The following is a 22,828-nucleotide window of genomic DNA, read 5'->3' as shown; positions in this document are numbered from 1 at the left end:
CGGGACCGGTTCAGAAGCCGAGGCGGCGCAGTTGCTTCGGGTCGCGCTGCCAGTCCTTGGCGACCTTGACGTGCAGGTCCAGGAAGACGGGGGTGCCGAGCAGCGCCTCGATCTGCTGGCGGGACTTGATGCCGACGTCCTTCAGGCGCTTGCCCTTGGGGCCGATGATGATGCCCTTCTGGCTGGGGCGCTCGATGTAGACGTTGGCGTGGATGTCCAGGAGCGGCTTGTCGGCGGGCCGGTCCTCGCGCGGGAGCATCTCCTCGACGACCACCGCGATGGAGTGCGGCAGCTCGTCCCGGACACCCTCCAGCGCGGCCTCCCGGATCAGCTCGGCGACCATGACCTGCTCGGGCTCGTCGGTCAGGTCGCCCTCGGGGTAGAGCGCGGGGCCCTCGGGCATCAGCGGGGTCAGCAGGTCAGCGAGCAGGCCCACCTGCTGGTTCGCGGTGGCCGACACCGGGACGATCTCCGCCCAGGTGATGCCCAGCTCCTGGCCCAGCTGATCGATGGCGATCAGCTGCTCGGCCAGGGTCTTGGAGTCCACCAGGTCCGTCTTCGTGACGATCGCGACCTTCGGGGTCTTCTTGATCGCCGCCAGCTCCTTGGCGATGAAGCGGTCACCGGGGCCCAGCTTCTCGTTCGCCGGCAGGCAGAAACCGATGACGTCCACCTCGGCCCACGTCGTCCGCACGACGTCGTTGAGCCGCTCGCCCAGCAGCGTGCGCGGCTTGTGCAGGCCCGGGGTGTCCACCAGGATGAGCTGGGCGTCCTCCCGGTGCACGATGCCCCGCACGGTGTGCCGGGTGGTCTGCGGACGGTTCGAGGTGATCGCCACCTTCTGCCCGACCAGAGCGTTCGTGAGGGTGGACTTGCCCGCGTTGGGGCGGCCCACGAAGCAGGCGAAGCCGGCCCGGTGAACAGCCTCGGCCGGTTCTTCGGATGACTGGGTACGAACGCTCATGGCGCCCATTGTCCCTGATCCCCGGAGCCCCGCCGTACCACGGTCGCCCGTCGGGCCGGCGACGGTCAGCCCGCGCTCACCGTGTCACGGACCGTGCCGTCCGGCGCGGCGACCAGGACCGGCGTCCCGGGGCCGCCCAGGTCCGAGACGGCCGCCCGGTCCTCGTCCGACACCGACTCCGCCGCGGTCACCACGGCCGCCGCCTCCAGCGACTTCGCGCCGGACGCCACCGCCATCGCCACCGCCGTGCGCAGCGCGCTGAGCCGCAGCGAGTCGAGCGCGACGGTGCCGGCGACGTACGTACGGCCGGTCTCGTCCCGTACGGCGGCCCCCTCGGGCACACCGTTGCGGGCCCGCGCGGAACGGGCCAGGGTGACGATCTTGCGGTCCTCGGGGTCGAGGGCGGGAGTCTCGGTCATGGGGTGAGCATACGGAGCGCCGCCGGCCGCCGCGCCGGTCACCCCGCCCCCGCGGACACCACCGTGCGGTGGGCGGTGCTCAGGGACGGTCGAGGCGGAGCCGGTCGGCGCGCGGGAGCCCGGCGACGACCAGGTCGTACGAGTCCTCCACCAGCTCCCGGACGAGCCGGTCCGGGAGGCCGCCGTCCGCGGTCACCGTGTTCCAGTGCCGCTTGTTCATGTGCCAGCCCGGGACGACCAGCCCCGGGTGGTCGGCGCGCAGCCGCAGCGCGTCGTCCGGGTCGCACTTGAGGTTGACCGTGAGCGGGCGCGCGTCCAGCGAGGACAGCGCGAACATCTTGCCCCGCACCTTGAAGACCGAGGTCTCCGCGTCGAAGGGGAAGTCCTCCACCGCCGCGTTGAAGGACAGGCACAGCGCGCGCAGCCGGCCGGGGGTCATTCCGACGCACCCTCCGCGACGGGCCTCGCCGCGTTCACCGGCTCCACCAGCACCGTCACGATCTTGTTCCGGCGGCCCGCCGCGGCCTCCGCCGTCAGCCGCAGCTCACGGCCGTCGGGCAGCTCCACCATCGACGAGGCGCCGGCGATCGGCACCCGGCCGAGCGCCTTCGCCAGCAGACCGCCCACCGTCTCCACGTCCTCGTCGTCGAACTCCTCCAGGCCGTACAGCTCGCCCAGGTCGCCGATGTCGAGGCGGGCGGTGACCCGGAAGCGGTCCTCGCCCAGCTCCTCGACGGGCGGCAGCTCCCGGTCGTACTCGTCGGTGATCTCGCCGACGATCTCCTCCAGGATGTCCTCGATGGTGACGATGCCGGCCGTGCCGCCGTACTCGTCGATCACCACGGCGACGTGGTTGCGCTCCTTCTGCATCTCGCGCAGCAGGTCACCGGCGTTCTTGGTGTCGGGCACGAAGAACGCCGGCCGCATCGCCGTGGACACCAGGTCGCTCTCCGCGTCCCGGCTGATGTGCGTCCGGCGGACCAGGTCCTTCAGGTACACGATGCCGACGATGTCGTCCTCGCTGTCACCGGTCACCGGTATCCGCGAGAAACCCGAGCGCAGGGCGAGAGTGAGGGCCTGGCGGATGGTCTTGTAGCGCTCGATGACGACGAGGTCGGTCCGCGGGACCATGACCTCCCGCACCAGGGTGTCACCCAGCTCGAACACCGAGTGCACCATGCGGCGCTCCTCGGCCTCGATCAGCGACTCCTTCTCGGCGTAGTCGACCAGCGCGCGCAGCTCCGCCTCGGAGGCGAAGGGGCCGCGGCGGAAGCCCTTGCCGGGGGTGAGCGCGTTGCCGATGAGGATGAGCAGCGACGGGATCGGGCCCATGATCCGGGCCAGCGGCACCAGGACGTACGCCGCCGCCGTCGCCGTGTTCATGGGGTGCTGCCGGCCGATGGTGCGCGGGGAGACCCCGACGGCGACGTACGAGACGAGCACCATCACCGCGATGGCGATCACCAGCGCCTCGCCGGTGCCGTCGAACTGCTTCAGGCAGGCGTACGTGACCAGCGCCGCGGCCGCCATCTCGCAGGCGACCCGGACCAGCAGTGCCACGTTCAGATAGCGCGTCGGGTCGGCGGCGACCTTGGCGAGCTTCGCGCTGCCGCGCCGCCCGGACCGTACGGCCTCCTCGGCGCGGAAGCTGGAGACCCGGGCGAGCCCCGCCTCCGCGCACGCGGCGAGCCAGGCGACCACGACCAGGGCGACCGCGCCCGCGATCAGGGGGAGGCTCATGAGACGGTCGGGGCCGGGGACGGGCCGGTCAGACCCTTCTCCGCACGCCAGCCGTCCACGATGGCCGCCTGGAGACCGAACATCTCGGCCTTCTCGTCCGGCTCCTCGTGGTCGTAGCCGAGCAGGTGCAGCACCCCGTGGACGGTGAGGAGCTGGAGCTCCTCGTCCATGGAGTGCTGCGTCGCTGCCTCGGTGCCCTGCTTCTCGGCGACCTCGGGGCAGAGCACGATGTCACCGAGCAGCCCCTGCGGCGGCTCGTCCTCGTCCTTGGCCGGCGGACGCAGCTCGTCCATCGGGAAGGACATGACATCCGTCGGCCCCGGCAGGTCCATCCACTGGATGTGGAGCTGCTCCATGGCGTCGGCGTCCACGACGATCACCGAAAGCTCGGAGAGCGGGTGGATGCGCATCCGCGCGAGCGCGTAGCGGGCGATGTCGAGGATCGCCTGCTCGTCGACCTCGGTTCCGGACTCGTTGTTGACGTCGATCGACATGGTCGTGCTGGTCTACTTCCCCTTGGCCTCGGCACCGCTTCTCGGTGTCCGGCCGCCGTTGTGGCCGCCGTTCTCGGTGCCGTTCCTGCTGTCGTACTGCTCGTACGCGTCGACGATACGGCCCACCAGCTTGTGCCGGACGACGTCCTGGGACGACAGCCGGGAGAAGTGGACGTCGTCCACGCCCTCCAGGATGTCCTGCACCTGCTTGAGACCCGACTTCGTCCCGCCGGGCAGGTCGACCTGCGTCACGTCGCCCGTGATCACGATCTTCGACTCGAAGCCGAGCCGGGTGAGGAACATCTTCATCTGCTCGGGACTGGTGTTCTGCGCCTCGTCCAGGATGATGAAGGCGTCATTGAGCGTTCTGCCCCTCATGTACGCCAGCGGCGCGACCTCGATCGTGCCCGCGGCCATCAGGCGCGGGATCGAGTCGGGGTCGAGCATGTCGTGCAGCGCGTCGTACAGCGGGCGCAGGTACGGGTCGATCTTCTCGTAGAGCGTGCCCGGCAGGAAGCCGAGCCGCTCGCCGGCCTCGACCGCCGGGCGGGTCAGGATGATGCGGTTGACCTGCTTGGACTGCAGGGCCTGCACCGCCTTGGCCATCGCCAGGTAGGTCTTGCCGGTGCCCGCGGGGCCGATGCCGAAGACGATGGTGTGCTTGTCGATCGCGTCGACGTACCGCTTCTGGTTCAGCGTCTTGGGGCGGATCGTGCGGCCTCGCGAGGACAGGATGTTCTGCGTGAGCACCTCGGCCGGGGTCTCCTGGCCGTCGCTCTCCCCGTTCTCGCTCGCCTTGAGCATGGCGATCGAGCGTTCCACTGCGTCCTCCGTCATCGGCTGCCCCGTGCGGAGCACCAGCATCATCTCGTCGAAAACGCGCTGGATCAGGGCGACGTCATGGGTGTCGCCGACCGCGCTGATCTCGTTTCCCCGGACGTGGATGTCGGCCGCCGGGAAGGCCTTCTCGATCACGCGCAGGAGGGAGTCGCCGGACCCCAGCACGGTCACCATGGGGTGCTGGGCGGGGACGGTGAACTGTGCTCTCGCCTTCCCCTGCGCGGGAGAGGGAGCTGAGGGTGTCTGAGTCATGGGCCGGCGCTCTAGGCCTGCAAGTCCTCCTCTGCGGCGTGCGCCGCGTGACGGGCGGGTCTGATGCCTCCAGCGTACGACTCCCCGCCGACAGCGCCGAGGTGTTTTATCCGACCGGCGCCCGCTGCGCCCGCAGCACCTCCCGGAACCAGGCGTACGAGGCCTTGGGCGTGCGCTCCAGCGTCGCGAAGTCCACGTGCACCAGACCGAACCGGCGCGCGTACCCCTCCGCCCACTCGAAGTTGTCGAGCAGCGACCACACGAAGTAGCCGCGCACGTCCACGCCGGCCGCCACGGCCCGGTGCAGCGCGCGGACGTGCCCGTCCAGGTAGGCGATGCGGTCCTGGTCGTCGAGCCCCTCGTAGGAGCAGCCGTTCTCGGTGATCATGACCGGCGGGAGACGGTCGCCGTAGCGCTCGCGCAAGCCGGTGAGCAGCTCCGTCAGCCCCTCGGGCACGACGGGCCAGCCGAAGTCGGTCAGCGGCCGACCCTCGATCGCGCGCACCGAGAAGGGCAGCTCCGCGGGGAGCGTCAAACCCCCGAACTCGGTCTCCGCGCCCTGCGGGGCGCCCACCCGGGCGGGCGCGTAGTAGTTCACGCCGTACCAGTCCAGCGGCTCGGCGATGATCTCCAGGTCGGCGTCGACCCGACGCGGGTCGCCCGGCATCAGCTCCGCGATGCCCTCCGGGTACCGCCCGGTCAGCAGCGGGTCGCTGAACAGGCGGTTCAGGAGGAGGTCGTAGAAGTCCGCCGCCTCCCGGTCGGCCGGGTCGTCCGACGCCGGCCAGGTCGGCCCGTGCGAGTTGGCGATCCCGATCTCCGCGGCGCCCGCCGCGCGCAGGGCCCGTACCGCCAGGCCGTGCGCGAGCAGCTGGTGGTGGGCCGCCGGGAGGGCGTCGAACAGCAGCGTCCTGCCGGGGGCGTGGGTGCCCAGGGCGTGGCCCAGCAGGGTGTGCTCGGCCGGCTCGTTGAGCGTGATCCACCTGCCGACGCGATCGCCGAGCCGGTCCGCGACCCGCGTCACGTACTGGGCGAACCGCGACGCCGTGTCCCGCTCCAGCCAGTCCAGTCCCACCGGCAGGTCCCAGTGGAAGAGGGTCGGCACCGGCCGGACGCCCGCCGCGCACAGCTCGTCGACGAGGCGGTCGTAGAAGTCGAGGCCGCCGGGGGAGTTCACCCGCGGCCAGGAGACCGAGAACCGGTACGCGTCCACGCCCAGGTCCGCCAGCAGCGCCACGTCCTCGCGGTAGCGGTGGTAGTGGTCGCAGGCCACGGCCGCGGTGGAGCCGTCCTTCACCCGTCCGGGCTCGGTGGTGAAGACGTCCCACACGGACGGCTCCCGCAGGCGGGCCGCGCCCTCGATCTGGTGCGCCGAGGTCGACACGCCCCACAGGAAGCCGTCCGGGAAGCGGGGTATCGGTTGCGTCGCCATGCGCGGATCATCCGTACCGCCGGTGAGCGAAGTCAACGACCGTGGTCACGCCCCTTCCTTCAGCACCCGCGAGATGAGCCTGCGCTGCCCGTCCGTCAGCCGGGGATCGGCGGCGTACACCGTCCTGCCGTCCACGGTGATCTGGTAGCTGAACCCGTCCGGCACCCCGACGGGCGGCGTGCTCCGCCCGTCGGCCGCGGCCCGCTCCGCCAGGGCGTGCCACTCGTCCGCGTCGGCCCGTCCCGCGGTGTCGACCTCCGCGTGGCGTTCGATGCCCGCGAAGCCTCCTGTGCGCCTCACCTGAATCCGCATGGGTCCGTGTCTAGTACGGAACTACAGGGTGCGCACCCCGACCTGTTCCCAGCCCTTGCGGACCGCCTCCAGCTCCTCGGCGTCGCCGTAGCGCTCCCGGGCGGCCTTCACCGTCAGCGTCGCGAAGTCCGTGAACAGCGCGTCCTGCGCCAGTTCCCCGCCGGTCAGCACGTCGTACCAGACCTGCCCGGCCCGCTCCCAGGCGTGCCCGCCGAGCGTGGTGGCCGCCAGGTAGAAGGCGTGGTTGGGGATGCCGGAGTTGATGTGGACGCCGCCGTTGTCGCGGCCGGTGCGCACGAAGTCGTCCATCGTCGCGGGCTGCGGGTCCTTGCCGAGCACGTCGTCGTCGTACGCGGTGCCCGGCGCCTTCATGGAGCGCAGCGCCACCCCCGTCACGCGCGGGGCGAGCAGCCCGGCGCCGATCAGCCAGTCGGCCTCGGCGGCGGTCTGGCCGAGCGAGTACTGCTTGACGAGGGCGCCGAAGACGTCGGACACCGACTCGTTGAGGGCGCCGGGCTGACCGTAGTACGTCAGGTTGGCGGTGTGCTGGGTGACGCCGTGGGCCAGCTCGTGGCCGATGACGTCGAGGGCGACGGTGAAGTCGAGGAAGATCTCCCCGTCCCCGTCGCCGAAGACCATCTGCTCGCCGTTCCAGAAGGCGTTGTTGTACTCGCGGTCGTAGTGCACCGTCGCGTCCAGCGGCAGTCCGCCGCCGTCGATGGAGTCGCGCCCGTAGACCTTCAGGAAGTGCTCGAAGGTGGCACCGAGGCCCGCGTAGGCGCGGTTGACGGTGGCGTCCTTGCCGGGCTCCTCGCCCTCGCCGCGCACCTTCCTGCCGGGCAGGTCGGTGCCGTGCCGGGCGTCGAAGACCGTCCGGTGCGGCTTCCCGGGTTCGGCGCCGGCGCGCGGGGTGACGGTGGGGGCGCCGATGACCGTGGTCAGCCGGCGGTGGGTGCGCTCGAAGGCGTCGCGCTGGAGCGTCCGGCGAGCGGGTCCGGCGAGCACCGGGTCCTCGTGCTGGGCGAGCTTGTCGAGGACGTGGGGCGGCACGATGGTGCAGAAGACGGGCTCGAAGCCCCCGTGGGTCGTCATGACCGGCACCTTCGCACTGAGTGACCTACCTGTCACCACCCGCAACCATGATTGGTGAAAACCGGGACCAATGCGCCCCTCCGGTCGGCGGCGAGTGGTATACGGCACTTTTTGTCCCTATTCCCTCACAGTTCCCCTCCGTGGTCCCGCATACTGATACGCACCCGCGTGACCGGCGTGGCTCGGCTAAGGTGCTGGGCATCATGCGTTTCGGGCTGCTTCTCCTTAGCTGCCGCGGCGAGGGCCTGTAGAGGCCGACTCCCTCCCCGCGGAGCTTGGTGGTGCGCGTCGGCCGTCTCTCTGGACACGCGGACACCGCGGACATCACGAGGAGCCCACGCCAACATGGCCAACCGCCAGCAGCCCAGTTCCATGCCGATCACCAAGTACCGCGGCTACGAGCAGGTCGACCTCCCCGACCGCACCTGGCCCCAGCAGCGCGTCACCACCGCCCCCCGCTGGCTCTCCACCGACCTGCGCGACGGCAACCAGGCGCTGATCGACCCGATGTCGCCCTCCCGCAAGCGCGCGATGTTCGACCTGCTGGTCAAGATGGGCTACAAGGAGATCGAGGTCGGTTTCCCCGCCTCCGGCCAGACCGACTTCGACTTCGTACGCTCGATCATCGAGGACCCGGGCGCCATCCCGGACGACGTGACGATCTCCGTGCTGACGCAGGCCCGTGAGGACCTGATCGAGCGCACGGTGGAGTCCCTGAAGGGCGCCAGGCGGGCCACCGTCCACCTGTACAACGCGACCGCGCCGGTCTTCCGCAGGGTCGTCTTCCGCGGCTCCCGGGACGACATCAAGCAGATCGCCGTCGACGGCACCCGGCTGGTCATGGAGTACGCCGAGAAGCTGCTGGGCCCCGAGACGGAGTTCGGCTACCAGTACAGCCCCGAGATCTTCACCGACACCGAGCTGGACTTCGCCCTGGAGGTCTGCGAGGCGGTGATGGACACCTACCAGCCCGGCCCCGGCCGCGAGATCATCCTCAACCTGCCCGCCACCGTGGAGCGTTCCACGCCGTCCACGCACGCGGACCGCTTCGAGTGGATGGGCCGCAAGCTCTCCCGTCGCGAGTACGTCTGCCTGTCCGTCCACCCGCACAACGACCGCGGCACGGCGGTGGCCGCGGCCGAACTGGCGCTGATGGCCGGCGCCGACCGCGTCGAGGGCTGCCTGTTCGGGCAGGGCGAGCGCACCGGCAACGTCGACCTGGTCACCCTGGGCATGAACCTGTTCTCGCAGGGCGTCGACCCGCAGATCGACTTCTCCGACATCGACGAGATCCGTCGTACGTGGGAGTACTGCAACCAGATGGAGGTCCACCCGCGCCACCCGTACGTGGGCGACCTGGTCTACACGTCCTTCTCCGGCTCCCACCAGGACGCCATCAAGAAGGGCTTCGACGCCATGGAGGCCGACGCGGCCGCGAAGGGCGTCACCGTCGACGACATCGAGTGGGCCGTGCCCTACCTGCCGATCGACCCCAAGGACGTCGGCCGCTCCTACGAGGCCGTCATCCGCGTCAACTCGCAGTCCGGCAAGGGCGGCATCGCGTACGTCCTGAAGAACGACCACAAGCTGGACCTGCCCCGCCGGATGCAGATCGAGTTCTCCAAGCTGATCCAGGCCAAGACGGACGCCGAGGGCGGCGAGATCACGCCCACCGCCATCTGGGACGTCTTCCAGGACGAGTACCTGCCCAACCCGGACAACCCCTGGGGCCGCGTCCAGGTCGCCAACGGCCAGACCACCACCGACCGCGACGGCGTCGACACCCTCACCGTCGAGGCCACGGTCGACGGCCAGGAGACCACGCTGGTCGGCACCGGCAACGGCCCGATCTCGGCGTTCTTCCACGCCCTCCAGGGCGTCGGCATCGACGTACGTCTGCTGGACTACCAGGAGCACACGATGAGCGAGGGCGCCTCCGCGCAGGCCGCCTCCTACATCGAGTGCGCCATCGGCGACAAGGTGCTGTGGGGCATCGGAATCGACGCGAACACCACGCGCGCCTCGCTGAAGGCGGTCGTCTCCGCCGTCAACCGCGCTACCCGCTGACCAGCCGAATCGGTGATCACCGGCCCCGCCCGCCGTGCGCCGGCGGGCGGGGCCCGGTCGGATACCGGCCAACTCCGTGTGCAGGTCACGGAAAGGTCTCCTCCGGGGTACTGACTCCACGACGGTGATGTGGCTAACATCACGCCAGCGCGACGATGCTGTCGCGCGGTTACGGAGGTGCGACGTGCTGCCTGGACGGGAACGAAACGGCCGAACTGTCCGGCTGCCGCGCATCCTGGGCACGCGCACCGCGTGGACGCCCGTCGGGGACGGCGAGTTCTTCTGCCCGGGCTGCGGTGGCGACCGCAACTACCAGCGGCTCACCGGCCGCCGCCGCTTCACCCTGCTCGGCGTGCCCGTGCTGCCGCGCGGCGAGTCCGCGCCCACCGTCGAGTGCGCGGCCTGCCGCCGCCATTACGGCACCGACGTCCTCGACCACCCGACCACCACCCGCTTCTCCGCGATGCTCCGCGACGCCGTGCACACCGTCGCCCTCGCCGTCCTGGCCGCGGGCGGCGCCTGCTCGCGCACGTCGCTGGAGACGGCCGCCGTCGCGGTGCGCGCGGCCGGCTTCGAGGACTGCACCGAGGACCAGCTGGGCGCGCTCGTCGAGGCGCTGGAGGCGGACACCGGCCGGGTCCACGGCGAGCCCTGCGTGCCCGGCCTCGCCATAGAACTCCACGAGGCCCTGGGCCCCCTCGCCCCCCACCTGGCCACCGTCGGCCGCGAGTCCATCCTCCTGCAGGGCGCCCGCATCGCCCTGGCCGACGGCCCCTACACCCCCGCCGAACGCGACGCGCTGGCCACGGTGGGCGCGGCGCTCACCCTCTGCTCGGACGACGTGACCCGCCTGCTGGAGTCGGCGGGCACGCCGTCCTGACCGCCCCCCTCGGCGGGCCGGCGGCCCCGGTGCCGGAGCGGTCCGGAGCGAGAGGGACTAGTCCGTCAGGTCCAGGCGCATGATCTGGCGGTGCATGCCCGGGCCGAAGTAGTCCGGGCGCAGACCGCCGTCGGGCTCCTCCGGGCGGAAGCCGAGCCCCCGGTAGAGGAAGATGGCGGCGAGGTTGGCGGGCTCCACGGTCAGGCGCACCACCCGTATGCCGTCCCGGCGCAGCCGGTCCAGCACCTCCGTCATCAGCTCCCGGCCCAGCCCGTGGCGCCGGCGGTCCTGCGTCACGCACAGGCCGAGTATCCAGCTGTCCGCGCCCAGCGCCCGGGTGGCCGCGAGCACGTAGCCGCGCAGCCGGCCCGTGCCGTCGTCCAGCACCAGGAAGTGTTCCTCGTACATGTCGAAGAGCTGGCGCAGGAGGAAGCCGGGGTAGGCGAACTCCTGGAAGACCTCCTCGTCGAGCCGCCGCAGTTCGGGCAGGTCGGATTCCCGGGCCGTGCGCAGGACCAGCGGCGGGTCGTCGGAACGACGAGGGCTGGGATCCGTGAGCCGGTCGAGGCGGTCCAGGGAACGTTCCAGCGGTTCGGCGGTCATGCAACCCCCAGTCAGGACGTGCGAGGTCAATTCGACGGATGCGATGTTCATTCGCCAGGGGTACGCGGCTTCGTATGGCGGCCATCGATCCCTTCTGGCTAGAGTGAGCTTCCAACTGGCCTCGGGCAAGGGCGAGTTAGGGTGTGCGTCTGTGCGCCCGACGTGCGCCCGGCGGACGAGGTCTGGCGTGTTCCCGGCTGTCTCGACCTGTCCTGGTGGCCTACCGTGCACGGCACTGGGGCTTGTCCGGAATTCAAATGGAACGCGGCAGGGTGACTATGGATCGCAACGCCGACGCACCTTGGTCGAAGTTCGATCCCGAGGTGTACGTCGACAACAACTACCGGACGCCGCTGGAAGTGGATCGGCAGATCGTCCGGTTGATGCGCGAGCACTTCGGCCGCTGCTTCTCCCGGGGCGTGCCCGATTCGGTGCGGGGCGTCGATGTCGGTGCCGGGGCGAATCTCTATCCCGCCCTCTCCATGCTCCCGTGGTGCGAGAAGATCCTCCTGCTGGAATTCGCGCGTCCGAATGTCGAATACCTGGAGCGGCAGGTCTCCTCCGGGGGTTTCGACACGGCGTGGGACGCGTTCTGGGACGTACTGAGCGAGGCCCCCGCCTACGCCGCCGTCGAGCCGAGGAGCCGGTTCGGCGAGATCGTCCGGGTGGAGCGGGGCAACCTGTTCGACCTCGACGGACACCGGCGCTGGGACATGGGGACCATGTTCTTCGTCGCCGACTCCATGTCCGAGTGCCCGGACGAGTTCAAGCGGGGTGTGCGCTGCTTCATGAACGCCCTCGGCGCGGGTGCGCCGTTCGCCGCCGCGTTCATGAAGGAGTCGGTCGGCTACCGCGTCGGCGAACACGACTTTCCGGCCTACCGGGTGAACGAGGACCGGGCCAGGGAAAGCCTCGAACCCTTCACCGCGGAGCTGGAGATCCACGATCTGCACCACGTGGTGCGGCCGGGACACGAGGGAATCCTCCTCGCCCTCGGGCGGCGCAATTCGGAGGTTGCCGTCCCCTAGGAAAGGGGACCATGCTGAACACAGGGCAACGGGATCTGTACGAGGGGTGCGGGGAATGCAGATCAAGCCACGCCAGCACATGCTGGAGATCTGGCAGGCCATGGCCCGTCATTCGTTCGAGGACGGGAAACTCGTCCGGGGGGACACCGACGGGCTGAGCAGCGTCGCGGACGCCGAGCGCCTGCTCTGCCTGCTGTACCCGGCCACCGAGGTCCCCGCCTTCCGCCTGGACCAGCCCGACACCACCGAACGCGACGTGCTGCGCGCCCTCGACCGGATCGGCAGCCGGCTGGAGATCCCGCCCAACCTGATCACCGCGCTGACCCAGTTCATGCGCACGCACACCGGCACGGACGACAGCCCCACCTTCGCGGGCGGACACTACTTCCGGCCCGCCGAACCCGACGGCGAGATCACCCATGAGCAGAGCCAGTTGGGCGTGGTCGACTCCTACTCCATGTCCGTCACGCTCTGCCTCGCCACCCTCGGATTCCTCAAGGTCTACGAGGGCACCACGACCCGCCCCGAGGTGCTCCGGGCGATCGCCGAGCTGAGGATCGCCACCAACGCCCGGCTGACCGCCGCCATGGTCAGCCTCCTGCGCTCCTTCACCGTCAACGTCTTCGACGCGGAATCCGAGCAGGGCAAGCGGCTCATCCAGGTCGTCGGACAGGGCAGACAGTCCGACCGGGCCGTCCTCCAGCAGTTCTCCCGCAAGTTGCGCCCGCTGCGCGCCACGATCATCGAGAGCCTGACCCGGGGCATCCAGGTCGACGAGGGCATCCGCGACGAGAGCCAGCTCTTCGAGTGCGGCTGGGCCTGGGGCATCGTCAAGGACGCGCCGACCGTCACCGACCTCGACGTCCAGGTCCATGGGCAGCCCGACGGCATCGCCGACCGGTTGCCCTACGTGTACTTCACGGTCGTCGCCCTCGACGGCATCCAGGACCTGTTCTCCGACCGCACCCTCACCCTCGGGCTGCTCGACGCCGACCAGCAGAAGCTGGCCGAGGCGCTGCGCCTGCGCTGGGAACTCAGCCAGCAGTACTGGTCCGCGATCGCCCGCTTCGGCGCCGAGCGCTGGCCCCTGGAGGACCTTCCCTGGCAGACCACCGGCCTGCGCCTGGAGTCCGAGTACTTCTCCCTGACCGTCGCGGCGATCCTCGTCCACGACCTGATCCGCCGGAAAGCGACCGACGACGACCTCACCCGTACCGTCGCCGTCATGGAACGCCTCGCCGACCGGGGCCGGGTCACCAGCCGGATGACCAAGGACGACCCCACCATCAGGCTGCACACCCCCGGCGTCACCATGCCGCTCGCCGGGTCCGAGCACTCCGGCGGGGTCCTCCTGTGGCGGATGACCGACTACTCGGCCCAGCTCCTCAAGCGGATCATCCAACTGGCCACGCTCTCGCGGAACATCGGCGCGCAGGACCGGCTGCTGCGCCTGGCCGAGCAGGCATTCGAGCACCTGTGGGCCCGGCGCATCGACGACGAGGACGGTGCCGGTCTCTGGGACGACGTCCGGTCCGTCTACCCCGACGCGCGCACCGCCGGCCTGCGCATGTCCTGGAGCATGACCGAGCGCGTCACCGAGTGCCTCGTCGCCGCCCGCAACCTCTACGAGCAGCAGCCCATCCGCAGTCCGGAACTGGCCGAGCTGGCCCGTGAACTGCTCAGCGAGGCCACCCACCTGTTCGGCAAGGAACAGCTGGAGGCGTCCGCCGCCGCCGACGGCAGCCGGGCCCGGGCCATGCGCAGCATCGAGAGCCGCCTCGACCACGCCCGCGGCCTGGTCGACGAACGCCCCGCCACCGCCTTCGCGCTGGCCCTCCCCGTCCTGCAGGAACTCGACACCCTGGCCCAGGCCAGGGGAGCCGCCGCGCAGGAGGTGTGAGCGTGCTCGTCTTCGCCGCTTCCGACAAAGGAGGCACCGGGCGTTCGGTGACCAGCGCCAACCTGGCCTACCAGCGCGCCCTCACCGGAGATCACGTGGCCTACGTGGACTTCGACTTCGGCTCGCCCACCGCCGCCGCCGTCTTCGACGTGCCCGGCGCCGTGCGCGGCACCGAGGAACGCGGCCTGCACTCCTACCTGGAGGGCGAGACCGCCGAGCCGGCCAGGATCGACGTCTGGCGCCAGACCGAACACCCCCTGCTGCGGGCCCGGCCCAACCAGTCCGGCCGGCTCGTCCTGTTCCCCGGCGACGCCGGCGGCGGCGAGTTCGCCACCGGCGAGGAGACCCTGGAGCGGTGTGTCGACCTGCTGCTGCGGCTCAACGGCGAGTTCGACATCACCGTCGTCGACCTCAGCGCGGGCCGCAGCTACGCCGTCGACATGGCCCTCGCGGCCACCGCCCACCCCCGGATGCGCCACGTCCCCTTCCGCTGGCTCGTCTTCCACCGCTGGACGCGCCAGCACGTGATCGCCGCCTCCGGCCTCGTCCACGCGGCCCACGGCATCATCGGCGGCGGCGTCGACCGGGGCCACGACGAGGACGCCCTGCGCGCCGCGATCCGCTTCGTACGCGCGGCCGTACCCGACCCCGAGTCGCCGCTGTGGTCCCAGGGCTCGCCCGCCCAGGCCGCCTGGATGCAAGCCTGCGACGAGGCGCTGCGCCGGCTCGCCGCGGAGCACCGCATCGGCGACAGCGTGGTCCTCGGCGTCGTACCGCTGGAGCCGATACTCCAATGGCGCGAACAGCTGATCACCGAGGAGGACGTGCTCTCCACCCAGATCGCCAACAAGGAGACCCTCGAAGCGCTGGAGGAGATCGCCCGGCGGCTCACCGACGACTCGCACTGGGGGCGGCCGTGACGGACGAGGTGTTCCGTGAGACCGCCGCCGAGCCGCGCACCCAGTCGGTGCCGCTCGCGCACCTCTCGCTGGAGCTGGGCCACCTGTACATGGAGGACTTCGAGGCCGGGCCCGCCCGCCTGCGCAGGCACTTCGCCGAGGTACGCCCCTGGGCGGAGGCGGCCCGCGCCGCCGCCACCGCCCGGGCCGGCGGCAAACGCGCCCGGATCAGCACCTGCTTCCTCATCGACGACTACTTCACCCGCTTCTCCACCCCCGCCGACGTCGTGCCCATGCTGCTCGCGGAGGCCGAGCGGGCCGGGCTGGGCGTCGACTACCTGGCCCGCGAGTCCGGCTGCGCCGTCACCGGCAAGGTGCCCGTCGCCGAGGCGGTGGCCGGGCGCATCGTCGAGTCGCCACCCCCCGGCAGCCACGGCCTGCGTCCGCCCGCCGCGCAGACCGGCTGGCTGGCCAACGGCGAGCGCAGCCCCGTCGCCCGCGCCCCGCAGGCGATGAAGCGCGCCACCCCCTGGCAGCCGCCCCGGGAGACCGCCGCCCGCCGCCACTCCGTCTTCCTCGACGTCGAGCTGTGGAGCGACGACGCCGACGGGCACCGCACCTGGTCCTGCCCCTTCCTCGCGGCCGTGTGGCAGCTCGCCCGCCTCGGACTGCTGCGCAACGAGGGCGACGCCGTCCTCGTCCCCCAGCCGCACACCGGCACCGGCTTCCCGGACGACTGGGACGAACTGCCCGCCCTGCTCCGGCTCGACGACCGCGCGGACCCCTTCGCCGCCTACCGGACCTGTTCGGTGCTGCCCACCCGGTTCCTCCCCGTCGAGCACGCCGTCCGCGTGATCCTCGACCAGATCGAGGTCGACCCCGGAGCGCTGGCCCAGGTCGCCGAACGCTCCGGCCGGGAGCGTGTGCCCGTCCCCGACTCGGTCGCCGACCGCGTCTCCTACGTCTACTACGCGGGGCCGTGACGTGGCGCCGCGGCAGCGCACTCCGGGCGGGAACCTCGTCTGCGGCGAGGTCCGCACCTGCCTGCTCCCCGCCCGGCAGGCCCTGGACATCCGGTCCGCCGCCCAGCTCCTGGCCCTGCGCGCCGACGAACGGGTCCTGCTCTCCGAGCGTCCGGGCCTCTACGCGCGTTCCCCCGACACCCTGACCGGCGTCGACTGCCCGCTACCCAGCGCCAACGGCGCCCGCGTCCGCGCGGTCGGCACCGTCGCCGCACGCGCCGCGCTCACCGAGGGGCGCCTGCTGCAGACCTCCGCCCGCTTCCGGGCGCCCGCCTCCGGCCCGGACCAGCGGCGGCCGTGGGGCGAGTACCTGGTGCGGCCCGGCGTGGTCGAACCGCTGGGGAAACTCCCCCTGGAGGCGGTCGCGCAGGGCGTGCTCGACGGCGCACTCCACGGGGACCTGGACGTCGGGGTGATAGCCGACGGGCTGCTCACCCGGCTGCTGCGCCACCCCCTCCTCGACCAGCGTCCACCCTTCCGGTCCCGCCCGACCCGGCTGCGCTGGGTGGCCCTGCCCGCCGGACCGGGCGAGGGCCCCACCATCGAGCGCTTCACCCTCGCCGAGGACGAACTGCGCACCGTACGGCTCCGGGTGCCCGCGGGCACCGACGGCGCCGACCTCGCCGTCCTCTGCGACGACCTCGCCCTGCACGACTGGCTCCTCACCACCGTGGTCCGCATGTTCGACGGCCTCCGGCTGGGCCAGGGAGCCGCCGAGGACGCGGGCGCCGTCGTCCGGGCGCTGCGCCCGGCCGTCGACCACCTGCTGCACCTGTGGATGCCCGCGGCCCGGGTGGCCGGGGACCTGGCCCCGCTGTGGGACCCGCTCGAGGAGCGGCCCGGCTTCAGCCGGCAGTGGCGGGCCCTGGTCCAGCGCATCCGCGACCAGCTCACCCTGCACGCCATTCCCTCAGCCCACCGGGAGGTGGAGTCGGTCCCCTGACCGGCGCCGGCGCCTCCCACGCACATCCCCGCCCCGATCCGACGCGCATCCCAACGGGGGGAGAAGCGAGATGAGCACGGCACAGTCACCCCGCCCCGACGACACGGCCCGCACACGGGACCCGGTGGACCCGAAAGGGGAGTCGCCATGGGCCCGCATGCTGCTGGTCGCCCTGGTCGTCGGCGCCCTGTTCTGGAGCGTCACGGCGCTGCTGAGCCCCGAGGACGGCACGCTGCGGCAGTTCGCGGCCGCCGTGCTCTGCGCCGGCGCCGCCCTGGCCGTCCAGTACCTCCTCGGCCCGGCCCCCCTCCCGGACGGCGTGCGGCTGGAGGAGCACACCCGCCGGGTGGAGAGCGCCCTGGCCGAGAACACCGCCGCCGTCCGGGAGGGCCTGACCCGGTACGACGACGAGTTACGGACCGGCCTGACCCGGCACACCGAGGACGTGAAGCAGCTGGTCGAGAACCACGTCACGCAGGCGGACCACCGGCCGGCGGACTCCTACCCGCCGCTGGACCGGGCCCGCATCGACAGCGTGCCCGACCTGGCCAAGGGCTTCGCCGACGTGCTGCTGCCCGGCCCCTCGATCCTGCACACCTTCGTCCACCTGGAGATGACCCGGGTGGTCGGCCACATGGCGGACCTCACCAACCAGAGCGCCGAGTGCCCCGGAGAGAACCACGACTGGATGCTCACCCTCACCCGGGCCGCCGAGCACTCCATCTGCGCCACCAGCACCTCCGTCGACCGGGAGTTCTGGAACAGCGAACCCGCCGGACGCTACCTGGACGCACAGCAGGAGGCGATCGACGAGCAGGGCGTCTCGGTGCGCCGGCTGTTCCTGCTGGAGAGCGCCCGGGAGCTGGACGACCGGCTGCTGAGACTGTGCGAGGAGCAGGAACTGCGGCGCATCGACGTCCGGGTGGCCGTCCTGCCCGAACTGCCCCCGCACCTCCAGCGCGGCACCACCAACGACTTCATCCTCTACGACGAGGAGGTGTCGTTCGAGATCGAGCAGGACCTGCGCGACGTCAACGTCCGGACCCGGCTCACCGCGCGCCAGGACTACGTGCGGGACCGGCTGAAGCGCTTCAAGGAGCTGTGGGACGCCGGCATGGGCCTGCGCGAGCTGGAGGTGCGGGTCGACGCCGAGGAGGACGGCAACTGGATGGTCGACCGGGCCTGACCGCCCTCCCCCGTACTCCCCGGGGAGCAGGAGCGGCAGGGTGCCACCCCGGGCAGCAGCCGCGGACCGGCTCGACGGCTCCTACGTCGGTGGCCCCAGCGCCCAGCAGATCGACCTGGAGGACACCAACGCCCGGGACACCACCCTCGTGGCGCCGGCTAGTCACAACGGGTGTCCGCCGCCGGCCGCTGCCCGGCCGCCAGGAAGCGGGAGGCGGTCTCGTCGCCGCAGGCGTTGCCGTTGGCGAGGTAGGGGTTGTGGCCGGTGGAGTCCACGGTGACCAGGACCGCGCGCCGGCCGAGCGCCTCCCGCATCTTCAGGGCGCCGGCGAGCGGGGTGGCGACGTCCCGCTCGTTGGAGAGGAGCATGATGTTGGACGGTCCCTCGTCGGTGATCCGCACCGGCGCCTCGCGCTGCGGGTACGGCCAGGCGGCGCACAGCATGGCGTTACGGGGCATCCCGGCGGTGAGCGGGTACTTGGCGCGGCTCTCGGCGACGCCCTTCTCGTACACGGCCTGCGACGTGGGCCAGGCCACGTCGTTGCACAGCGTCCCGGCCCCCACGGCGGTGACGTTCTGGAGCACGGCCTCGGGCGGTGCCTGGGGTGCGGGCGGCAGCGTGCCCTCCTGGGCGGCCCGCATCAGCCGGGCGAGCGTCGGGTAGCGGCTGGGGGAGTAGAGGCTGTCCAGCATGGTCTGGCGCAGCACGTTGCCGTTCAGCTCCTCGGGGTTGGCGCCGGGCCAGGGGATCGGTTCGCGGTCGAGCCGGGCGGCGAGCCGCAGGAACATCGGCCGCACGTCGGCGGCCCTGCGCGCCAGCCGGTCCGGGTTGCCCGGCTCGGCGGCCCAGGCCGCGAAGTGCGGGAAGGTGTCCTCGACGCCCTGCTCGTGCGCGGCCAGCCAGGCGCGGTTGACGCGGGCCGGGTCCGGGTCGTCGACGCTGTCCAGCAGGACGCGGTCGGTGCGGTGCGGGAACTTCTGCGCGTACACCGCCCCCACGTACGTCCCGTACGACGTCCCCCATGCGGAGATCCGCCGCTCGCCGAGCGCGGCCCGCAGGAGGTCGATGTCGCGGGCCTCGTTGGCGGTGCTGAGGTGCTTGATCAGCTCGCCGCCGTTGCGGGCGCAGGCGTCCGCCGTGCGGCGGGCGGTGGCCATGGCCTCGTCCACCGAGCCGTCGGGGGAGGGCCAGGGGCGGAGCCGGGAGGTGGCGAGGTCGGCGTGTTCCAGGCCGCAGTCGACGGAGGTGGAGGGGGCGAGTCCGCGCGGCGCGAACCCGATGAGGTCGTAGGTGTCACGGACGTCCTGGGGCAGCTTCTGTCCCTTTCCCGAGGGGTCGTTCAGGCTGGAGCCGCCGGGACCGCCCGCGATGAGCAGGAGCACTCCGCGCCGGGCGTCCGGGTTCTCGCTCGGGATGCGCGAGACGGCGATGTCGATGCGGGGGCCGTCCGGATCGGCGTGATCCATGGGGACCCGGAGGGTGGCGCACTGCTGGCGGGGGTCGAGGCCGGTGCCCCGGCAGGCGGTCCAGACGAGGGGCTCGGCGGGGCGCGAGGCGGCGGAGGCGGTCACCGGCGCGGTGATGCCGAGGAGGGCTGTGGACACGCCGACGACGGCGGCGTTGCGGAGGGTGCGGGTGCGCTGCGTCATGCGACGAGCCTCGCGGATGTCCAGGGCCCTCCCCATCCGGGCAACGACCTGAAAAACAGGGGGGATTACCCCAGGAAGGACCCTCGGGGTTCTCCCCGACCCGTCACAGGAAGAAGCTGTCGTGCTTCACCTGGAACTCCCGCAGCTCCTCGCCGCCGCGCTGCGCGAACTCGGCCACGTGCTCGAAGTACTCCTCGCGCGGGGCGCCCGGTGAGAAGAGCATCAGCATGGAGACCGGGTCGTCGCTGTCGTTCTTGAAGGCGTGCAGTCCGCCGACCGGCACGTACAGGAAGTCGCCCTGGCGGCCGGTGACCCAGCGCTCGCCGTCGTACAGCTTCAGTTCGCCCGACAGGACGTAGAAGGACTCCGAGATGCTCCGGTGGAAGTGCGTCTTGGCGCCCGGCGCCTTGGGGCCCATGTCCACCTTGTACAACCCGAACTCCCCGCCGGTGGAGGCGTGGCTCGCGAGGTAGTGGGTGGTCGTGCCGCTGGGGGCCACGATGTCGGGCGGGGTGTCGGCGCCCCTGAACACAGCGTTGATCTCGCCCTTCTCGCCGAGGTAGCGCGGCTCCGGGTACGACATGGGTGCCCCTCTCTCCGTGAGTGTCCGGGCAACTCTCCCCGACGGAGGGCACCTCGGGCATCGTCCGCAAGATCGAAGGGGCGGGCCGTGGGGCGTAGGTCCGAGGGACCGCCCGCCGAAGGCGACGCGCAGCGCCCGCTACTCGGGTCGCGGCGGCACGACACTGGCAAGAAAGCGGGCGGCCCCCACGGTACGTACGAACTCCGTCCAGGCGACCGACCCGACGACGACCACCGGGCCGCCGGCCACCTTGCTGTCCCGGACCGGTACGACGCCCGGGACTCCGTCGCCGACCTCGACGCAGTTGCCTCCGTCGCCGTTGCTGTAGCTGCTCTTGCGCCAGCGGGCGTTGTTCAGGGCGTGTACGTGCATCGTCTGAAGTCCTCAGCCGCCGATCGGACCAGGGAGAGGGACGCCTCCGGCGACAGCGCGGCACCCCTGATCAGATCGTAGGCTCGGCGTGCACGCTTCACCACCGCTGGATCGTCCAGCAGGCTTCCCGAAAACGACGTCTCGGTATAGGCGGTTGGCGGTGCGTCCTCGAACTCCATGAGTCTGAGTGAGCCGCTGTTGGCGGGGGCGCCTGCGGAGAAGGGGAGCACCTGGAGCAGGACCTTGCGCTCGTCGGCCAGGGCTGTCATGTGCTCCAGCGTCTCCGCCGTCACTTCGTGTCCGCCGACAGGGACCCGGAGGACGGTTTCGTGCACCGTCACGCAATACACGGGGCTTGTAGCGTCCTTGAGGAGGCGCGTTCGCTCCATTCGAGCAGAGACCCGGTCCTCGACGAACCCCTCCGGTGCGAACGGATGAGTCGCGAGGGTGAGCGCCCTCGCGTAGGCCGGTGTCTGCAGGAGGCCGGGAACAACGGTCGGTTCGAAGTCGTAGAGCGCTGTCGCGAGCCGTTCCAGCTCGACAACACCGGCGAAGTAATCCGCGTACCCGGGTTCATCAATCAACTTCCGGCACAGCCGCTCGAAAATACCGTCGGTTTGCAGTACCCCGTCAATCCGCTGGGCCACATCCAGCTGTGGCTTGCGAATTGCCTGTTCGAACTGGCCGATGTAACCCCCCGACACGAATACCCTTGCACCCAGCTCGACTTGAGTGATTCCGGCGTCCTCGCGGCGGCGTTTCAGTTCCGCGCCGAAGAACTCCCACGCCGCTTGCCGTGAACCGTTGGCCATAACCAACCCCCCGCCCCTGAAACCCACTTGTAGTGCACAGACTCCCGCCGAGTGTAGTCACGGCACGTCATTCTGGGGACGTGAAGAGTGAAACCGTAAAGGGAAGGGGAACACGGTGAAGGCACCACACTCGGCGCCCTGCGTCGAAGAAGCGGAGGACACGGTGAAAGAATTGCGCGCGGCGCTCGCGAAGGCCGGAATTACTCTCCCGTCGCTCGGGCTCGACCCGGTGAGTCTTGCGCGAGAGGCGCCCTGTCCGCTCGTCGAATTGGGCCGGTGCTCCGTCGAGACCGCCAGGCGACTCGCGGCGGCCCTGCGATGACGACGCCGCCCGTGGGGACCTATGCCGTCGACACCCGCAGCGGACGGGTCGGCGTCGTCATGGGGCACGAGGGCCCGTACGTCCAGATGCGCCCGTACGGCGGGGGCCGCGAGTGGGACGCCGAGCCGGGTGACGTGCGCCACGCCACTCCGTCCGAGCGGCTCAGCGCGGCGACGGCGTACACCAACGCCCGAAGCCGTGGCGAGGTGCCTTGAAGCATGCGCGAGAATGGTCCGCATGAGTCTGTTCCGCGACGACGGCATCGTGCTGCGCACCCAGAAGCTGGGTGAGGCGGACCGGATCATCACCTTGCTCACACGCGGTCACGGACGCGTACGCGCCGTGGCGCGCGGGGTGCGGCGGACGAAGTCGAAGTTCGGGGCGCGGCTGGAGCCGTTCTCCCACGTGGACGTGCAGTTCTTCGCCAGGGGCAGCGAGCTGGTCGGGCGCGGGCTGCCGCTGTGCACGCAGAGCGAGACCATCGCGCCGTACGGCGGCGGGATCGTCACCGACTACGCGCGGTACACGGCGGGGACCGCCATGCTGGAGACGGCCGAGCGGTTCACCGACCACGAGGGGGAGCCGGCGGTGCAGCAGTACCTGCTGCTGGTCGGTGCGCTGAGAACCCTCGCCCGGGGCGAGCACGCGCCGAACCTGGTCCTCGACGCGTTCCTGCTGCGCTCCCTCGCGGTGAACGGGTACGCCCCCACCTTCGGGGACTGCGCGAAGTGCGGCATGCCCGGTCCGAACCGGTTCTTCTCGGTCGGCTCGGGCGGCACCGTCTGCGCGGACTGCCGGGTGCCCGGCAGCGTCGTACCCTCGCCGCAGGCCCTGGGACTGCTCGGAGCGCTGCTCGCGGGAGACTGGGGGACGGCGGACGCGTGCGAGTCGCGGTACGTCAGGGAGGGGAGCGGGCTGGTGTCCGCGTACCTGCACTGGCATCTGGAGCGCGGCCTGCGCTCCCTGCGCTACGTCGAGAAGTCCTAGAAGAGCAGTCGGTACGAGGAGACGAGAGAC

General features: G+C 71.2%; 25 protein-coding genes. 11 read left to right on the top strand and 14 right to left on the bottom strand.

The genetic code is table 11. The annotated features are described in order from the left end of the window. Nucleotides 1-10: 10 nt before the first annotated feature. The 9 genes from era to ACZ6EG_RS03450 form a co-directional block, all read right to left on the bottom strand. Nucleotides 11-964, bottom strand: coding sequence for a GTPase Era (era, locus tag ACZ6EG_RS03490; RefSeq protein ID WP_469601151.1), 954 nt, complete (start codon nucleotides 962-964; stop codon nucleotides 11-13). A 65-nt stretch (nucleotides 965-1,029) separates the two neighbouring features. Beyond that, nucleotides 1,030-1,383, bottom strand: a complete 354-nt coding sequence (locus ACZ6EG_RS03485) for a cytidine deaminase (RefSeq protein WP_356603268.1) — start codon at nucleotides 1,381-1,383, stop codon at nucleotides 1,030-1,032. A gap of 79 nt (nucleotides 1,384-1,462) precedes the next feature. Then, entirely contained in the window at nucleotides 1,463-1,822 is a 360-nt protein-coding gene (locus ACZ6EG_RS03480) for an MmcQ/YjbR family DNA-binding protein (protein WP_384688372.1), read from the bottom strand. After that, the gene (locus ACZ6EG_RS03475; protein ID WP_361014481.1) at nucleotides 1,819-3,123 is read right to left on the bottom strand and encodes a hemolysin family protein; all 1,305 of its coding nucleotides are present in this window, start codon (nucleotides 3,121-3,123) and stop codon (nucleotides 1,819-1,821) included. The genes ACZ6EG_RS03480 and ACZ6EG_RS03475 overlap by 4 nt, the downstream gene beginning before the upstream one ends. After that, complete coding sequence (gene ybeY / locus ACZ6EG_RS03470) at nucleotides 3,120-3,617, bottom strand: rRNA maturation RNase YbeY (protein ID WP_356603262.1); 498 nt, start codon at nucleotides 3,615-3,617, stop codon at nucleotides 3,120-3,122. The genes ACZ6EG_RS03475 and ybeY overlap by 4 nt, the downstream gene beginning before the upstream one ends. A gap of 12 nt (nucleotides 3,618-3,629) precedes the next feature. Continuing rightward, entirely contained in the window at nucleotides 3,630-4,709 is a 1,080-nt protein-coding gene (locus tag ACZ6EG_RS03465) for a PhoH family protein (RefSeq protein WP_391967946.1), read from the bottom strand. 106 nt (nucleotides 4,710-4,815) lie between these two features. Next, on the bottom strand, nucleotides 4,816-6,141 hold the full coding sequence (locus ACZ6EG_RS03460; RefSeq protein ID WP_469601144.1) for a GH1 family beta-glucosidase: 1,326 nt from the start codon (nucleotides 6,139-6,141) through the stop codon (nucleotides 4,816-4,818). A gap of 45 nt (nucleotides 6,142-6,186) precedes the next feature. Further along, entirely contained in the window at nucleotides 6,187-6,453 is a 267-nt protein-coding gene (locus ACZ6EG_RS03455) for a protealysin inhibitor emfourin (RefSeq protein WP_391967944.1), read from the bottom strand. Nucleotides 6,454-6,474: 21 nt separating this feature from the next. After that, nucleotides 6,475-7,545 carry a M4 family metallopeptidase gene (locus tag ACZ6EG_RS03450; protein WP_391967943.1) on the bottom strand — a complete coding sequence of 357 codons (1,071 nt, stop codon included), beginning with the start codon at nucleotides 7,543-7,545 and terminating at the stop codon, nucleotides 6,475-6,477. Nucleotides 7,546-7,890: 345 nt separating this feature from the next. Between ACZ6EG_RS03450 and leuA the strand changes: the two genes are divergently transcribed. Together leuA and ACZ6EG_RS03440 are read left to right on the top strand one after the other, a co-directional pair. After that, nucleotides 7,891-9,612 carry a 2-isopropylmalate synthase gene (gene leuA / locus ACZ6EG_RS03445; protein WP_469601139.1) on the top strand — a complete coding sequence of 574 codons (1,722 nt, stop codon included), beginning with the start codon at nucleotides 7,891-7,893 and terminating at the stop codon, nucleotides 9,610-9,612. A gap of 184 nt (nucleotides 9,613-9,796) precedes the next feature. After that, nucleotides 9,797-10,492, top strand: coding sequence for a tellurite resistance TerB family protein (locus ACZ6EG_RS03440; RefSeq protein WP_356603250.1), 696 nt, complete (start codon nucleotides 9,797-9,799; stop codon nucleotides 10,490-10,492). Nucleotides 10,493-10,549: 57 nt separating this feature from the next. Here ACZ6EG_RS03440 and ACZ6EG_RS03435 read toward each other — a convergent pair whose 3' ends face one another. Then, nucleotides 10,550-11,095 (bottom strand): GNAT family N-acetyltransferase, encoded by a 546-nt coding sequence (locus tag ACZ6EG_RS03435; RefSeq protein ID WP_469601135.1) that lies wholly within the window; start codon nucleotides 11,093-11,095, stop codon nucleotides 10,550-10,552. A 257-nt stretch (nucleotides 11,096-11,352) separates the two neighbouring features. On the opposite strand from ACZ6EG_RS03435, the gene ACZ6EG_RS03430 reads away from it, so the two are divergent. The 6 genes from ACZ6EG_RS03430 (at nucleotide 11,353) to ACZ6EG_RS03405 (ending at nucleotide 18,073) form a co-directional block, all read left to right on the top strand. Next, a complete protein-coding gene (locus tag ACZ6EG_RS03430) occupies nucleotides 11,353-12,123 on the top strand; it encodes an SCO2525 family SAM-dependent methyltransferase (protein WP_391968286.1) in 771 nt (256 codons plus the stop codon). A 55-nt stretch (nucleotides 12,124-12,178) separates the two neighbouring features. After that, entirely contained in the window at nucleotides 12,179-14,023 is a 1,845-nt protein-coding gene (locus ACZ6EG_RS03425) for an SCO2524 family protein (protein ID WP_391967941.1), read from the top strand. Between the two features lie 2 nt (nucleotides 14,024-14,025). Then, nucleotides 14,026-14,943, top strand: a complete 918-nt coding sequence (locus tag ACZ6EG_RS03420) for an SCO2523 family variant P-loop protein (RefSeq protein ID WP_391968285.1) — start codon at nucleotides 14,026-14,028, stop codon at nucleotides 14,941-14,943. Next, nucleotides 14,940-15,905 (top strand): SCO2522 family protein, encoded by a 966-nt coding sequence (locus tag ACZ6EG_RS03415; protein ID WP_469601130.1) that lies wholly within the window; start codon nucleotides 14,940-14,942, stop codon nucleotides 15,903-15,905. The genes ACZ6EG_RS03420 and ACZ6EG_RS03415 overlap by 4 nt, the downstream gene beginning before the upstream one ends. 1 nt (nucleotide 15,906) lies before the next feature. Then, the gene (locus ACZ6EG_RS03410; protein ID WP_391967939.1) at nucleotides 15,907-16,887 is read left to right on the top strand and encodes an SCO2521 family protein; all 981 of its coding nucleotides are present in this window, start codon (nucleotides 15,907-15,909) and stop codon (nucleotides 16,885-16,887) included. A 70-nt stretch (nucleotides 16,888-16,957) separates the two neighbouring features. Continuing rightward, nucleotides 16,958-18,073, top strand: coding sequence for a hypothetical protein (locus ACZ6EG_RS03405; RefSeq protein WP_391967938.1), 1,116 nt, complete (start codon nucleotides 16,958-16,960; stop codon nucleotides 18,071-18,073). A 158-nt stretch (nucleotides 18,074-18,231) separates the two neighbouring features. On the opposite strand, the gene ACZ6EG_RS03400 is transcribed toward ACZ6EG_RS03405, so the two are convergent. The 4 genes from ACZ6EG_RS03400 to ACZ6EG_RS03385 form a co-directional block, all read right to left on the bottom strand. After that, complete coding sequence (locus tag ACZ6EG_RS03400) at nucleotides 18,232-19,722, bottom strand: alpha/beta hydrolase (protein WP_469601126.1); 1,491 nt, start codon at nucleotides 19,720-19,722, stop codon at nucleotides 18,232-18,234. A gap of 103 nt (nucleotides 19,723-19,825) precedes the next feature. Then, complete coding sequence (locus tag ACZ6EG_RS03395) at nucleotides 19,826-20,305, bottom strand: cupin domain-containing protein (RefSeq protein ID WP_391967936.1); 480 nt, start codon at nucleotides 20,303-20,305, stop codon at nucleotides 19,826-19,828. A gap of 138 nt (nucleotides 20,306-20,443) precedes the next feature. Beyond that, nucleotides 20,444-20,677 carry a DUF397 domain-containing protein gene (locus ACZ6EG_RS03390; protein WP_391967935.1) on the bottom strand — a complete coding sequence of 78 codons (234 nt, stop codon included), beginning with the start codon at nucleotides 20,675-20,677 and terminating at the stop codon, nucleotides 20,444-20,446. Next, on the bottom strand, nucleotides 20,659-21,489 hold the full coding sequence (locus ACZ6EG_RS03385; RefSeq protein ID WP_391967934.1) for a helix-turn-helix domain-containing protein: 831 nt from the start codon (nucleotides 21,487-21,489) through the stop codon (nucleotides 20,659-20,661). The genes ACZ6EG_RS03390 and ACZ6EG_RS03385 overlap by 19 nt, the downstream gene beginning before the upstream one ends. A 115-nt stretch (nucleotides 21,490-21,604) precedes the next feature. Here ACZ6EG_RS03385 and ACZ6EG_RS03380 point away from each other — a divergent pair, with 115 nt between their 5' ends. From ACZ6EG_RS03380 to recO, 3 genes are read left to right on the top strand one after another with little or no spacing between them, the layout of a single operon-like run. Next, nucleotides 21,605-21,811: a hypothetical protein gene (locus ACZ6EG_RS03380; protein WP_383642318.1), complete on the top strand. Its 207-nt coding sequence runs from the start codon at nucleotides 21,605-21,607 to the stop codon at nucleotides 21,809-21,811. Then, nucleotides 21,808-22,026, top strand: coding sequence for a hypothetical protein (locus ACZ6EG_RS03375; protein ID WP_383642315.1), 219 nt, complete (start codon nucleotides 21,808-21,810; stop codon nucleotides 22,024-22,026). Before ACZ6EG_RS03380 ends, ACZ6EG_RS03375 begins: the two co-directional genes overlap by 4 nt. Before the next feature lie 22 nt (nucleotides 22,027-22,048). After that, complete coding sequence (recO, locus tag ACZ6EG_RS03370) at nucleotides 22,049-22,798, top strand: DNA repair protein RecO (RefSeq protein WP_391967933.1); 750 nt, start codon at nucleotides 22,049-22,051, stop codon at nucleotides 22,796-22,798. Nucleotides 22,799-22,828 lie beyond the last annotated feature (30 nt).

This window comes from Streptomyces sp. NPDC041968, from assembly GCF_055589025.1.
The sequence above is the reverse complement of the archived record's forward strand: the minus strand, read 5'-3'. Positions and strand labels throughout refer to the sequence as shown.

Excerpts from the sequence above, each read along its gene's own strand:
- leuA (WP_469601139.1), top strand. The coding sequence starts at position 7,891 with ATGGCCAACCGCCAGCAGCCCAGTTCCATGCCGATCACCAAGTACCGC.
- ACZ6EG_RS03435 (WP_469601135.1), bottom strand. The coding sequence starts at position 11,095 with ATGACCGCCGAACCGCTGGAACGTTCCCTGGACCGCCTCGACCGGCTC.
- ACZ6EG_RS03430 (WP_391968286.1), top strand. The coding sequence starts at position 11,353 with ATGGAACGCGGCAGGGTGACTATGGATCGCAACGCCGACGCACCTTGG.
- ACZ6EG_RS03450 (WP_391967943.1), bottom strand. The coding sequence starts at position 7,545 with ATGACGACCCACGGGGGCTTCGAGCCCGTCTTCTGCACCATCGTGCCG.
- ACZ6EG_RS03375 (WP_383642315.1), top strand. The coding sequence starts at position 21,808 with ATGACGACGCCGCCCGTGGGGACCTATGCCGTCGACACCCGCAGCGGA.
- ACZ6EG_RS03475 (WP_361014481.1), bottom strand. The coding sequence starts at position 3,123 with ATGAGCCTCCCCCTGATCGCGGGCGCGGTCGCCCTGGTCGTGGTCGCC.
- ACZ6EG_RS03390 (WP_391967935.1), bottom strand. The coding sequence starts at position 20,677 with ATGCACGTACACGCCCTGAACAACGCCCGCTGGCGCAAGAGCAGCTAC.
- ACZ6EG_RS03465 (WP_391967946.1), bottom strand. The coding sequence starts at position 4,709 with ATGACTCAGACACCCTCAGCTCCCTCTCCCGCGCAGGGGAAGGCGAGA.
- ACZ6EG_RS03455 (WP_391967944.1), bottom strand. The coding sequence starts at position 6,453 with ATGCGGATTCAGGTGAGGCGCACAGGAGGCTTCGCGGGCATCGAACGC.
- ACZ6EG_RS03395 (WP_391967936.1), bottom strand. The coding sequence starts at position 20,305 with ATGTCGTACCCGGAGCCGCGCTACCTCGGCGAGAAGGGCGAGATCAAC.
- ACZ6EG_RS03425 (WP_391967941.1), top strand. The coding sequence starts at position 12,179 with ATGCAGATCAAGCCACGCCAGCACATGCTGGAGATCTGGCAGGCCATG.
- ACZ6EG_RS03485 (WP_356603268.1), bottom strand. The coding sequence starts at position 1,383 with ATGACCGAGACTCCCGCCCTCGACCCCGAGGACCGCAAGATCGTCACC.
- ACZ6EG_RS03405 (WP_391967938.1), top strand. The coding sequence starts at position 16,958 with ATGAGCACGGCACAGTCACCCCGCCCCGACGACACGGCCCGCACACGG.
- ybeY (WP_356603262.1), bottom strand. The coding sequence starts at position 3,617 with ATGTCGATCGACGTCAACAACGAGTCCGGAACCGAGGTCGACGAGCAG.
- recO (WP_391967933.1), top strand. The coding sequence starts at position 22,049 with ATGAGTCTGTTCCGCGACGACGGCATCGTGCTGCGCACCCAGAAGCTG.
- ACZ6EG_RS03480 (WP_384688372.1), bottom strand. The coding sequence starts at position 1,822 with ATGACCCCCGGCCGGCTGCGCGCGCTGTGCCTGTCCTTCAACGCGGCG.
- era (WP_469601151.1), bottom strand. The coding sequence starts at position 964 with ATGAGCGTTCGTACCCAGTCATCCGAAGAACCGGCCGAGGCTGTTCAC.
- ACZ6EG_RS03460 (WP_469601144.1), bottom strand. The coding sequence starts at position 6,141 with ATGGCGACGCAACCGATACCCCGCTTCCCGGACGGCTTCCTGTGGGGC.
- ACZ6EG_RS03385 (WP_391967934.1), bottom strand. The coding sequence starts at position 21,489 with ATGGCCAACGGTTCACGGCAAGCGGCGTGGGAGTTCTTCGGCGCGGAA.
- ACZ6EG_RS03400 (WP_469601126.1), bottom strand. The coding sequence starts at position 19,722 with ATGACGCAGCGCACCCGCACCCTCCGCAACGCCGCCGTCGTCGGCGTG.